We start from the raw sequence: 12461 nt of genomic DNA on the forward strand, positions 1-12461 counted from the left end.
AGCCCGGTGAGGGTCGGCGTGTGCGAGACCTCAGCGCACGGGTTCTCGTGCATCGGACAGCGGTGCCGCCTCGGTCCGGCACAGCGCGACCGTGGCCACGCACATCACCACGACGCAGACGGCGACGACCACCAGACCGACGCCGTCGGTGCGTAGTTGCTCGTCGAGGGCGGTGAGACCGAGGAACGCGGCGGCCAGTGGTTCGGCGACGGCCGCGGCGGGCAGCGACGCGGCCAGCGGGCCGGCCTGGTACGCCCGTTGTTGCAGGTAGAAGCCGAGCAGCCCGGCCCCGACCAAGGCCCAGGTCTGCCAGCCGGTGATCACGCTGCCGGGGCCGTCGCCGAACAGGGTGACCACCCGGTCGGTGAGCGCGGCGGCCAGGCCGAACAGCGCGCCACCGGCGAGTCCCAGACACAGCGCCCGCGAGGACGGATTATGGAGCAGGAACCCCGCCAGCGTCGCGACCGCGACGATGCTCAGCAGAATCGTCAAGGGCACCAGCCACTCTCGCAGCGGCGCGGTCTCCTCGCCCGCGGTCGGGTCGCCGACGATCAGGAACACGACCAGGGCGGCGACGAGGACCAGTGCCGTCGCGGCGGCCCGTCCGGTGATCCGCTGATGATTCATTCGCGCGGACAGTGGCAGCGCGAAGACCAGCGAGCTCACCAGAATCGGTTGCACAACCAGTACCGCGCCGACGCTGAGGGCGAGCACCTGCATGCCGTACCCGCCGACATCCCCGACGATCGCGGCCCACCACCGCTTGCTCCGGAGCAGGGACCGCACCAGCGCGGATCCCTCCGGGACGGCCGCGGCCGCCTGGTGCTGCGCCACCGACGAGACCGCGAACAGGAGCGCGGCGACGAGGGCGAACACGATCGCGGCGATCGGACGGTACGTCACGAGGTCAGTGTGGCGGATCCGTGGGCGGCAGGGCCGGTCCGCCGTCGGTGAGTCGCCGGCGCCATGACAGCGTCATCGGCCGGAGCGCACGGTCCCGGATCGGCCGTCCAGGAAAGAGCAGCGGGGCCGAACCGTAATCGGTTCGGCCCCGCGATGATTCAGTTTGCCGAGCGGTTGCGGCGGGCTGCCGTACCCGCCGGACGCGCGGCCCGACGACGTGAATTCGTCGGCGTGTCGCCGCTGCGGGCGTGTCCACCCGTGCCCGCGGGCTTGTGGGTCCTGGACTCGCCTGCCGGACGTTCCCGGCGCGGTGCGCCCGCGCCACGGCTGTGGCCCTGGGCCGCCTCGGAAGCCGGTGCGCCACCGGACCTGCCACGGCGCGGGCGGCCGCCGTTCGCCGACTTCGGCGCGTTGACCTGCGCCGGGGCGGCAGGCGCGGCCAGCGCGATCCCGCTGGGCTTGCGGGCGCCGGTGATCTCCACCAGCTTCCGGTCGCCGGGGCGGACCTCGACGCCGTCGGTCTGTACGCCCGCCTTGCGGGTCATCGCGGCGACGTCCTTGCGCTCCTCGTCGGTGACGAGGGTGACGACGACACCGTCCTCACCGGCGCGGGCGGTGCGGCCCGCGCGGTGCAGGTAGGCCTTGTGCTCGGCGGGCGGGTCGAAGTGCACGACCAGCGAGACGCCGTCGATGTGGATACCGCGCGCGGCGACATCGGTGGTGACCAGCACCGGCACCGACCCGTCGGCGAAGGCCGCCAGGGTGCGGGTGCGGTTGTTCTGCGCCTTGCCGCCGTGCAGCGAGCCGGCCGCGACACCGGCGCCGCGCAGCTGCTTGGCCAGGCGGTCGGCGCCGTGCTTGGTGCGCACGAACATGATGGTCAGGCCGTCGCGGGCGGCGATCTCGGTGGCGACCGAGCGCTTGACGTTCTTGTCGCGCACGTAGAGCAGGTGGTGCGACATGGTGGTCACCGACGCCTCGGGCGGCGCGGTGGAGTGGGTCACCGGCTGGTGCATGTAGCGCTTGACCAGCTTGTCGACGTCACCGTCGAGGGTGGCCGAGAACAGCAGGCGCTGGCCGTCCTTCGGGGTGCGGTCGAGCAGGCGGGTGACCTGGGGCAGGAAGCCCATGTCGGCCATGTGGTCGGCCTCGTCGAGCGCGGTGATCGTCACGTCGGACAGGTCCGCGGCCCGCTGCTTGATCAGGTCGTCGAGGCGGCCGGGGGTGGCGATGAGCAGGTCGACGCCGCGCGCGAGCCGGTCGGCCTGGCGCTTGATCGGCGCGCCGCCGACGACGGAGGCCACCCGCAGGCCCAGCGAGAGGGCGGCCTCGTCGAGCGCGCGCTCGATCTGGGTCGCGAGTTCACGGGTGGGCACCAGCACCAGGCCGCGCGGGCGGCCCGGCTTGGCGGACGCGCCGGTGAGGCGGGCCAGCATCGGCAGGCCGAAGGCCAGGGTCTTGCCCGAGCCGGTCGGGCCGCGGCCGAGCACGTCACGCCCGGCGAGCGCGTCGCCGATGGTGGCGGCCTGGATGGGGAAGGGCTTCTCGATGCCGGCATTGCGCAGGGTCTGCACCAGTGCGACGGGCAGACCGAGTTCTGCGAAGGTGGCGTCGGGACGCGTGGAGGTAGACAAAATGGCCTTTCGTTGGGCTGCGCATCGCGCTGGAAGATGTCCGGCGCCGATGACCCGGATACGCGCGGGGCGTGCACGGGGTGCGGCCCAGCAGGAAGGACCGAGCTCCCAGGATAGGCGGGATTGCCGTCGCGTGGGTAAACATGCTGGTCAGACGACCGTTTGTACCGGTGGTTGTTCGACCCTCGAAGCCGGGTGCGCGAGTGCTGCGGCTGACCGGTTTCCCGGTCGGGGGAAGGGCGGCGAATCGCCAGGTCAGCCGCGGAAGAGCCGGTTCAGCTCCTGCAGCCACGGCACCGCGACGGCGAGCGTCGGCACGACCAGGATGGCGGCCGAGCCGAGGTAGGCGGCGGTGGCGACTCTCACGTCGCCGGTGCGTCCCGCGAGCCGCTGGATGCGGATCAGCGTGCTCGGTCCGCCCGCGGCGAGCGCGCCCTGCGGCGCGGTCGACTTCGCGCAGGTGACCAGCGCGCGGGCCAGCGGCTTGGGGCCGGTGACCTTCACCGCGGAGTCGTCGGCGAGCAGTTCGATGAGCAGCTTCACCGAGCCGAGCGCGGCCTTGCTGCGGACCACCCGCGGGAACGCCTCGTGCACGGCGGTGAACGCCTCGAGCACCAGGTCGTGGCGGGCCCGCAGATGCGAGCGCTCGTGACTGACGATGGCGGTGACCTCGGCGTCGTCGAGGCTGGTCAGCGTGCCTTCGCTGAGCACGACGCGCTGGCGCAGCCCGGGTAGGCAGTAGGCGATGGGCTCGGTCGAGGCGAGCACGCGGATATCGGCGGCGCGGCGGACCGGGCCGCTCTGATCGAGCAGGTCGACCAGCATGCGATGCCGGGACCTGCGGCGACGGGTGTGCACGCCGACGCGCACGATGGAGAACATGAGCCGGGCGCCGATCATCAGGGTCAGCGCGAACACGGTGACATACACCGTCCACAGCGGCAGACCGAGCGCGTCGATCTCCTTGGTGGGGGAGGTGGTCGGCCTACCGTCGGGGCCGGGGACGAGTAGGAGGCTGGCGATGGCCAGCCCGGATCCGAAGGCGCTGAGCACGGCGGCCAGCGCGATCGCCTGCCACAGCACGAGTGCCGCGCGCGGGGACCGATGCACCCAGGTCGCGCGACTGAGCAACGCTGGTACCGGCCCTGCGAGAAGCAAGGCGAGACCGGCGAAGACTGCCGCGGTTGCGTTCATCGACTCTGCTCACTGCGTTGTGGGACCAGGGGCGCTCACGTCGTTGTGAGAGCCGCCAGGGAGTCTAGCTGCTCTTCTCGTCGGATTCGAGCTTGGCGAGTGCCTCCCGCAGCGCATCGGCCTCGTCCTTGCCCACCTGCTCGACGAAGTGCACCAGGGCGGCGGCGCGGCTGCCTGCCGCGTCGGCCTGCTGCAATGCGTCGAACATCAGGCTCGCGACCAGCTCGTCGCGGCTGTGCACGGGCGCGTATCGGTGCGCGCGATCGTCGCGCTGCTGCACCACCAGATCCTTCTTCGCCAGCCGCTGCAGCACCGTCATCACTGTCGTGTACGCGAGCTCACGCCGCGCGGCCAGTGCTTCGTGGACCTGCCGCACCGTCTGCGGTTCGTCGGCCGACCACAACTGGTCCATGACCGCTTTTTCGAGTTCGCCGAGTCCTGCCATCCCACAATTTTACGGACTCAACGACAAAGATGCGTACTACAGATCGTCGTAACGGGAGGTTTGCTGGTGTGTTATTCGTCATACCCGGCGGCGCCGTGCACGTGTCTGGTGCCGATCGGGACGATCATCGGCCGCCCCGAGACCGGATCGGTGAGCACGGTGGCCTCGAGGCCGAACACCTCGGCGAGCAGCTCGGCGGTGACGATCTCGGCCGGCTTGCCCTGTGCCACGATCCGGCCCGCGCACATCACGACGAGCTCGTCGCTGTAGCGGATGGCGAGGTTGAGATCGTGCAGGACCATCACCACGGTGCGCCCGAATTCGGCGTGCAGCCGGTCGACGAGGTCGAGGACCTCGAGCGAGTGCGCGAGGTCGAGGTAGGTGGTCGGCTCGTCGAGCAGCAGGATGTCGGTGCCCTGGGCCAGGGCCATGGAGATCCAGGCGCGCTGGCGCTGGCCGCCGGAGAGTTCGTCGAGGGCGCGCTCGGCCAGGTCGGCGATGCCGGTCTGGGCCAAGGCGGCCGCGACCTCGGTCTCGTCGTCGGCCGACCACTGCCGCAGCCAGGACTGGTGCGGGTGCCGTCCGCGGGCGACGAGGTCGGCGACGGTGAGGCCCTCGGGCGCGACCGGGGTCTGCGGCAGCATGCCGATCACCCGGGCGACGTCTTTGGTCTTCATCGACGAGATCGCCTTGCCGTCGAGCACCACCTGCCCGTCGCGCGGGCGCAGCAGCCTGCCCAGCGATTTGAGCAGCGTCGACTTGCCGCAGCCGTTGGGCCCGATGACGGTGGTGACCACGCCGGGGGCGATATCGAGGCTCAGCTCGTCGACGATCACCCGTTCGCCGTAGCCGAGGGAGACGCTGTCGGCGGCGAGGCGATGGGCGGGGCTGGTCATGAGAGCGTGGCCTTCCGATTCATGCGGACGAGCAGGTAGAGCAGGAACGGTCCGCCGAGCGCGGCGGTCACGATGCCGACGGGCAGGTCGACGGGAAGCAGTGTGCGCGAGATGATATCGGCTCCGGCGACCAGCCCGGCGCCGGTGAGCGCGGAGGCGATGAGCGGTTCACCGGGCGTGCGCAGGGCCATCCTGGCGATCTGCGGCGCCGCGAGCGCGACGAAACCGACCGGCCCGACGGCCGCGGTCGCCACCGACGCCGCCACCACCGAGGCCCCGATGAGCAGCGCCTGCTGCGCCTGGATACGCACGCCGAGCACCCGCGTCGACTCCTCGCCCAGGCGCAGCGCGGCCAGCGTCCGCGCCGACACCAGCGACACCACCGTCACCACGGCCAGCGCGATCGCGGCGGGCACGACCCTGGCCATGTCGGCGGCATTGAGCGATCCGTTGAGCCAGATCTGCGCCCTGGCGGCGTCGGTCAGGCTGGCCCGGGTGAGCAGCCAGCTGATCACCGACATCAGCACCGCGTTGACGCCGATGCCGATGAGCACCAGCCGGAACCCGGTGACCCCGCGTTCCCCGGCCCGGCCGCGTCCCCAGGCGAGCAGATAGATGACGACAGCGGTGAGCAGCCCGCCCGTGAGCGCGGCCAGCGGCGCGCCGATCGTGGCGATCAGGCCCGTGGTCGCGCCGCCGCTGCCGACCAGCACCGCGACCGCGCCGACACTGGCGCCGGTGGTGATGCCGAGCACATCCGGCCCGGCCAGTGGGTTGTGCAGAATCGACTGCATCAGCGCGCCGGACAGCCCGAGCGCCGCGCCGACCACCACGGCGGTGAGTGCCCGTGGCAGCCGCGATTCGATGATGATGAACCGCTGCGACCTGGTGCCGCCGCCACCGAGCACGTCGAGTACCCGGCCCAGCGGGATGGTGGTGTCGCCGACGGCGATGTCCAGGCAGAACAGCCCGAAGACCAGGACCGCGAGCGCGAGGACGACGCCGAGCATCACCGGGCGCAGCACCAGCGACACCGGCCCGACGCGCAGCGCGGGACGCACTTTCCGCAGCTCGGCGCCCGCCTGCTCGTCCTGCTCGTCCTGCTTGTCGGTCTCGATCGTGCTCACAGCGTCACCAGCTTCTTACGGCGCACCAGCGCGATGAAGAACGGCGCGCCGATCGCCGCCAGCATCACCCCGACCTGGAGTTCGCCCGGCCGGGCGACCACCCGTCCGGCGATATCGGCCACGACCAGCAACAGGCCGCCGAGCAGTCCCGAGTAGGGGATCAGCCAGCGGTTGTCCGGTCCGGTGACGGTGCGCGCGATATGCGGCACCACCAGCCCGAGGAACGCGATCGGCCCGACCGCCGCCGTCGCCGCGCCGCTGAGCAGCACCACCGCGAACAACCCGAAGGCCCGCGCCCGGCCGACATCGACACCGAGCCCGCGCGCCACATCGTCGCCGAGGCTCAGCAGATTCAGCCCGGGCGCCGCCGCGACCGCCATCGCCATGCCGACGACGAGGAACGGCAGCACCTGCCAGAAGACCCCGGCCTCGCGCCCGTTCACGGTGCCGACCACCCAGAACCGATAGGTGTCCAGGGCGGCGTTGTCCAGCACGACGACCGCGTTGGTCATCGCCTGCAGGAACGCGGTGACCGCGGCACCGGCCAGGACCAGGCTCAACGGGCTGGCCTTGCCGCCGCCGATCGAGGACACCCCGAACACGATCACGCCCGCGATCGCCGAGCCGGCGAAGGCGAACCAGATGTACTGGCTCGGCGCGGTGAAGCCGAACAGGAAGATGCTGAGCGCGGCCAGGAACCCCGCTCCGGCATTGAGTCCCAGCAAACCGGCATCAGCGAGCGGATTCCGGGTATACCCCTGGATGAGCGCGCCCGCGATGCCCAGCGCCATCCCGGCGATCAGGGCCAACGCGGTGCGCGGCAGACGCAGCTCACGCACGATTTCCTCGGCGGTGGAGCGGGCCGGGCATCGGAACGGGCCGCCGTCGCAGCCGAGAGCGTGTGTGACGGCGTCGAACACCGTGGACGGTGCGAGCGAGCGGGTGCCGATGGCAATGCTCGCCACCACCGCGACGGTGAGCAGCAAGACGAGCAGCAGAAGCCCGGTCAGACGACGACGTCTGACGGTGCCAGGGTGGATCACGGCGACGAACTTCTCCTGCCTCGAAACCAGACACAACTTGTGAAGTCTGGTAAGCCTAACCTATGTTCCGAGACATCATCGTCACGGGAACCAACGTTCGAGGAGGTTCGATGCCCGAGCCCGTCACCACCGCCCCGTCCCGCACCACCGCCGCGTTCGACCGCGCGTGCGCCCGGTTGCAATCGCTGCAACCCGAACATCCGCGGGTCTATGCCGTGGCGGCGATGGCCGGTCAGGGCAAACGGCGATGGTGGCATGTGCCGAACGGACTGTCCGAGGGTCGTGTCGAGCTGATGTACCGACGCCACGCCGCCGAGATGATCAACGACGACATCGCCGCCGAGGTGGTGGCGACCGCCCTCATCCACGCCGTGGTCGGCCGGGTCACGGCGCTGTTCGTGATGTCGGCCCAGGCCTGGGATCCGGGCCGGGACAACCTGTGGATCCATCATGACAACGATGGTGGCATCGACTGGGCGGGCTTGTCCGACACCACGATTCGTGTTGTCGACGGTGACCCCGGGGTGGACGAGCGCGACGCGGTCGCGCTGCCGTGCGAGGCCGCGATGGCGGTCTGGCTGGCCCAGCGCTGCGCGTCCTCGCTGATCCCGCTGCAGTCGGTCCTCACCCGTTGCTCCGGCCTGCCCGCGCGTCGATTCTGGTCCCTGGTAGGGGAATCCGTCGTCGGCGCCGCCACCTACGTGCCCGATCTGGCCCGCGCCGACAGCACCGCGGGCGGCCGCCGCGGCCAGCTCCTGCTCGGTGCGCTCGAGGACCGCGGCCTCCCGGTGCGGCGCACCAGTTGCCTGCAGCGTTAGTGCCCAGCCGGAACATCCTGGGAGAGTAGCGCGGTGGCGAGTTCGCGGAACGAGCGCAGCAGCAGCTCGCCGTAGTGCTCGGGGTCCGGCATCATCGCGGCATTCGTCGTGACCGCGATGACGATCTCGTCACCCTGCGAGGTGATCAGGTGGCGCAGGCCGTCGCCGTCGAGGATCGGCAGGGAGCCGACCGCGCGCCGGATCGGCCTGCCGCAGAAGGTGAGTGCGTCGGTGACCGGCGCCACGTTGCTGATCGTGGTGTTGCACAACGGCACCGTCGCCGAGTCGTCGAAACGTCGTTGCGCCCGTGCCCATCCCGCCGCGCGCAGCAGGAGTGCGGGCGCGGTCTCCACTCTGCGGTCGCTGCGCAGGACCACCGGGTCGGTGGTGCGCTGTTTGGCTCGGCTCGCCGACTGTTCGACGGCGGCCAGCCGGTCGATCGGATCGGCGATGTCGGTGTGCAGGTCGACGATCATCTGGGTGAGCTGGTTCGCCGAATCCCATTCGGCGACACCGCGCATCGATCTCGGCACCATCGCGGCGAGTGAGCCCGCGGGCACCTCGTCGTGCTCGGCGAGGTAGGCGGCCAGCGCGCCGGAGATGGTGGTCAGCATCAGGTCGTTGATCGTGACCCGCTGTGGTGCGGCGGCTTTGGCCGCGCGGACTTCCGGCAGTGGAATCGGCAGCAGGTGAAAGGTCAGCTCCGCGTGGATGTCCCGATTGAATCGGGTCGCCGGTCGCAGCGCGACGGGTTCGTGTACCGCACCGGCGTCGACCAGTGCGCGCAACTCCTCGTGCGCCGCGCGGGACCGCCGCAGTCCGGTGACGAAGCGGGCGGGCTGGGAGACGAGCGCGGCGGCGGTGCGCACCGCCGCCGACAGTGGTCGAGGCTCGCCGAGCCGGACGGCCGGCGCGGGTACGTCGCCGAACAACCGTTGCTCCAGCGCGCGGGTCGCGACACCGTCGCCGGCGCTGTGGTGGAACTTCAGCACCACGATCGTGGTTTCGCCGCCCATCGCGGGGACACCGTCGACGCGATCCAGGACGTGGATCTCCCACGGCGGCCGGTTCAGATCCATCCGGGTGGAGGTGATCTCGGCGATGCGCGTGCGGGCGTCGTCCCATGTCCCGGGGCGATCCAGCACCACGTGCTCCCGCACCGACAGTGCCGGATCGGGCACCCAGTACGGCAGGTCGAGGTCCATCGGCACGCGCCGCAGCCGCCGGTGGAACAGCGCCGCGTGCCCGATGCCCGCTCGCACCCAGTCCAGCACCTGTTCGACGGTGAGCGGCGGGTGTCCCGACGCGTCGGCGAAATACACCGCGACGATGTTCGACAGGTGCCGGTCGGTCTCGTCGTAGACGAAGACCGCGTCGCGCGGGCTCAGCTGTCCGGTGCCCACCCGGAGTTCGGCGCTCACAGGCCGAGCGCCGTCGCCATCATCGGCCACGAAGCGTGCAGGTCGTCTTCCCAGTAACCCCAGGAGTGGGTGCCGGTCGGGCGGACGTTGACGGTGATATTCGTGCGGCCCAGCTCGCGTGCGCGCTGTCCCATGCTCACCGTGCAGTACGCGGCCGCGGCTTCGATGCCGCCACCGACGAGCATCTGATTCATCAGGATCGAATTCGGGTTCTTGCCGTTGATGTGCACCCGCGGATTGGTGAGAGTGTCGTGCGCGCCGGGCAATCCGGTGCCGCTGGAGATGTAGATGGGGATGTCGGGCAGCCGGTGTGCCTGCACATACGGGTCGTGCTCGCGCCAGGCCGCGTCGGTGGCCGGACCCCACATGTTCTCGGTATCACCGCCGCCCATCCGCACGACGAGCGAGACGAACGCCCGCCCGATCGGGTCGCTGGTCATCGCGCAGCCGCTGTAGGAGGCGACGCTGCGGTACAGCTCCGGTGCCTGGATGGCCAGATCGAGCACCGAGGTGCCCGCCATCGAGATGCCGGCCAGCGCGTTGACCCCGGTCGTGGCGAACGCCGCGTCGATCACCGGCGGGAGTTCCCGGGTGAGGAATGTCGTCCACATGTTGTGGCCGTTGTTCTCGAGGTTCTTCGCCAGGCCGTCGTCGGGGCGCTGCCAGTCGGTGTAGTAGCTGAACGCGCCCTCCATCGGGATGACGACGTTGACGTGCTTGCCCGCGAAGAATCCGGCCGCGTCGGTCTGTCGGGGCCAGTTCGCCGAATCCTCGCCGCCGCCTGCGCCGTTCAGCAGGTACAGCGTCGGCGCGGGAACGGTCGTGTCGGCCGGGCGTAGCACCCGCAGCGCGATCGTGCGTTCCATCGACGGCGAGTAGACGCTGATGTCGGCGACCTGCCCCGACCGGGTCTGGCTCACCAGACGCGCACCGGGTTCGGCTCCCGCGTGCGCACCGTCGACGAAGACGGGCGTCGTGGCCACTGCCGCGGCGCAGACGGCCACCATGATTGCGCGGAGGAGGTGATTGTTCATCGTGATAAAAGCCCGCTGACTTTCCCTGGGAGGCGATATCGGCATCGGGGCGGGCTGTGAAATGACCCGCCCCCTATTCGTCGACGACGAATTATTTACCCGGCGTGGGAGTGCCGCCGCTCACTCATCGTTGAGGCTACCGGCACCGGTCTGCATCAATTCGTAGAGAGAACCCCTTTTTACTCCTGGATATGCTGGTTAATCAGCCCGACGAATCGGGTGCTATGGAAGGTGTGCGATTCAGGGGAAGAACGCTTCCACCGAGCCGAGGAAGACGGCGAGGAGGCCGTCGCCCTCGGCCGCAGAACCGAGGCCCGCGATCGCGGCCTGCACAATCTCGGTCAGTGAACCCATGGTCGATCTCCTTGCGTGGTCGCTGATGTGATGCCGGTAACGTAGCGCCACTTACATTATGTGGCAACCGGGTGTTTCACACACTGCGATTCGTTCATTATTTTCTTTCCTGATGGAAGCTGCTCGCCGATTGCCGCGATGCGCAACTGCACTGCATGTGACCTGTGGATACCTGGATCTTCTGGGACGGTATGGCGGCCTGTGGCGGTGAGCCTGCTCATTGCTGACCAGTTCAACAGACCCCAGTTTTGGGGGATGACGCCGAAGCGGTAGTTCTCTTTTTTCGGCTCCGGCTATGCCCTGATGTCATGTTGTATGGCTATCAATGTGGCGCATTGACGGCTCGGCGAACTAGTGGAAATGGGTCCGGGGACGGACCGTAACGGCCCGCCCCCGGATGCCCCGTCGCGTACTACTTACCCGGCGTGGGTGTGCCGCCGCTGACGGTGATCAGTGCCTGCACGAACGGCAGGACGGCCTCGCTGAGGCTGCCCGCGCCGGTCTCCAGCAATTCGTAGAGAGATCCCATGTTCTTTCTCCTTTGGTGAAGCGAAAAATATAGTGCTGTTTACGGGAAGAAGGCCTCGACCGAGCCCAGGAATACGGCGAGTAGGCCATCGCCCTCGGCCGCGGAACCTATTCCCGCAATGGCGGCCATCATCAACTCGGTCAATGAACCCATGGTGAATCTCCTTGCATGATTGGTAAGCATCCCGCCGGAAAAGAGGGGAACCCACGGCCGGGATGTGGGTAACGTAGCTCTACTCATTTCCGTCGGCAAGGAAATCGCCCGATTTGCGGAATTCGGCACCACATCCTTCCCGGTGGAAGTACCCGCCGGTGTTGGTGGCTGTCACAGCGGATCGCGCCGTGACCTGTACAGACGTCCAGTCCTGTCAGGTTCGACGGCGAACAACCACGTTCGCCGTCGGTACTGTCAATCCCCCTGGAGTGAGCCACGCCAGATGCGCGCCGGAATCCCACTGACCAGATCACGGCGCCGCAGCACCTGGATCCGCCACGGAGACAGGCGCAGGACCTGGAAGGCGGGATCATCCGGGCCCTGCCAGAACTGGCCGGGGTCGTAGCCCGCGCCGGGCGGGCTGCCGTGCCGGTACAGGTTCCACACGTGCGCGCGCTCGTCCGGATCGTCGGTCCACTCGGCCACGGTGTCGACCGCGACGGTGTTCTGCGCCGGACTCCAATAGGAGAACGTCACATGCGGATTTCCCGCGATATGGGCGGCTTTCACCGGTGTGCGGTAGGTCCCGAGCCAGCCGATCGGGTGCTCGGTGCCGGTCTCCCACACCGGAATCAGCACGCGCGACCTCGGCCGCCCCTCGGCGTCGACGGTGGTCATGGTGGCGTAGTTGATCGAGCCGACGATCGCGTCGAAGTCGGGCCTGAGATCGGCGAAGGTGTGGACCTGGGCGCGGGTACGGTTGCTCACTGCTGCTCCTCGAGGCGTGTGGTCACCGAGCGGTCGGGACTGTCGGTCACGGTGTGGTTCATGGATCCACCGTGACCGGCTGGACTTCGGATCGGCTCAGGGTCGACTCGAGGCCGCCGGTCGGCTCGGCGCCTGCGCCGGA

11 protein-coding genes are annotated in these 12461 nt (G+C 69.4%); 1 reads left to right on the forward strand and 10 read right to left on the reverse strand.

The features are described 5' to 3' along the window. Window positions 1-30 precede the first annotated feature (30 nt). The 7 genes from ACFVAV_RS10100 to ACFVAV_RS10130 form a co-directional block, all read right to left on the reverse strand. Entirely contained in the window at window positions 31-903 is an 873-nt protein-coding gene (locus ACFVAV_RS10100) for a DMT family transporter (RefSeq protein WP_379032877.1), read from the reverse strand. Between the two features lie 158 nt (window positions 904-1061). Then, window positions 1062-2537, reverse strand: coding sequence for a DEAD/DEAH box helicase (locus ACFVAV_RS10105; RefSeq protein ID WP_379032880.1), 1476 nt, complete (start codon window positions 2535-2537; stop codon window positions 1062-1064). Window positions 2538-2792: 255 nt separating this feature from the next. Continuing rightward, the gene (locus ACFVAV_RS10110; protein ID WP_379032884.1) at window positions 2793-3731 is read right to left on the reverse strand and encodes a M56 family metallopeptidase; all 939 of its coding nucleotides are present in this window, start codon (window positions 3729-3731) and stop codon (window positions 2793-2795) included. A gap of 64 nt (window positions 3732-3795) precedes the next feature. Continuing rightward, the gene (locus ACFVAV_RS10115; protein ID WP_379032887.1) at window positions 3796-4176 is read right to left on the reverse strand and encodes a BlaI/MecI/CopY family transcriptional regulator; all 381 of its coding nucleotides are present in this window, start codon (window positions 4174-4176) and stop codon (window positions 3796-3798) included. 71 nt (window positions 4177-4247) lie between these two features. Next, a complete protein-coding gene (locus tag ACFVAV_RS10120; protein ID WP_379032890.1) occupies window positions 4248-5072 on the reverse strand; it encodes an ABC transporter ATP-binding protein in 825 nt (274 codons plus the stop codon). Beyond that, window positions 5069-6199: a FecCD family ABC transporter permease gene (locus tag ACFVAV_RS10125; RefSeq protein ID WP_379032893.1), complete on the reverse strand. Its 1131-nt coding sequence runs from the start codon at window positions 6197-6199 to the stop codon at window positions 5069-5071. The genes ACFVAV_RS10120 and ACFVAV_RS10125 overlap by 4 nt, the downstream gene beginning before the upstream one ends. Further along, window positions 6196-7278 (reverse strand): FecCD family ABC transporter permease, encoded by a 1083-nt coding sequence (locus ACFVAV_RS10130; protein ID WP_379032896.1) that lies wholly within the window; start codon window positions 7276-7278, stop codon window positions 6196-6198. Before ACFVAV_RS10130 ends, ACFVAV_RS10125 begins: the two co-directional genes overlap by 4 nt. 74 nt (window positions 7279-7352) lie before the next feature. On the opposite strand from ACFVAV_RS10130, the gene ACFVAV_RS10135 reads away from it, so the two are divergent. Then, window positions 7353-8060, forward strand: coding sequence for a hypothetical protein (locus ACFVAV_RS10135; protein WP_379032899.1), 708 nt, complete (start codon window positions 7353-7355; stop codon window positions 8058-8060). On the opposite strand, the gene ACFVAV_RS10140 is transcribed toward ACFVAV_RS10135, so the two are convergent. From ACFVAV_RS10140 to ACFVAV_RS10150, 3 genes are all read right to left on the reverse strand, one after another. Then, a complete protein-coding gene (locus ACFVAV_RS10140) occupies window positions 8057-9481 on the reverse strand; it encodes a wax ester/triacylglycerol synthase family O-acyltransferase (protein WP_379032902.1) in 1425 nt (474 codons plus the stop codon). The genes ACFVAV_RS10135 and ACFVAV_RS10140 overlap by 4 nt on opposite strands. Then, a complete protein-coding gene (locus tag ACFVAV_RS10145; RefSeq protein ID WP_379032905.1) occupies window positions 9478-10515 on the reverse strand; it encodes an alpha/beta hydrolase in 1038 nt (345 codons plus the stop codon). The genes ACFVAV_RS10140 and ACFVAV_RS10145 overlap by 4 nt, the downstream gene beginning before the upstream one ends. A 1291-nt stretch (window positions 10516-11806) precedes the next feature. Next, on the reverse strand, window positions 11807-12319 hold the full coding sequence (locus ACFVAV_RS10150) for a pyridoxamine 5'-phosphate oxidase family protein (protein ID WP_379032908.1): 513 nt from the start codon (window positions 12317-12319) through the stop codon (window positions 11807-11809). Between the last annotated feature and the right edge of the window lie 142 nt (window positions 12320-12461).

The sequence above is a fragment of the Nocardia sp. NPDC057663 genome (assembly GCF_042799895.1).
GTDB lineage: Bacteria > Actinomycetota > Actinomycetes > Mycobacteriales > Mycobacteriaceae > Nocardia.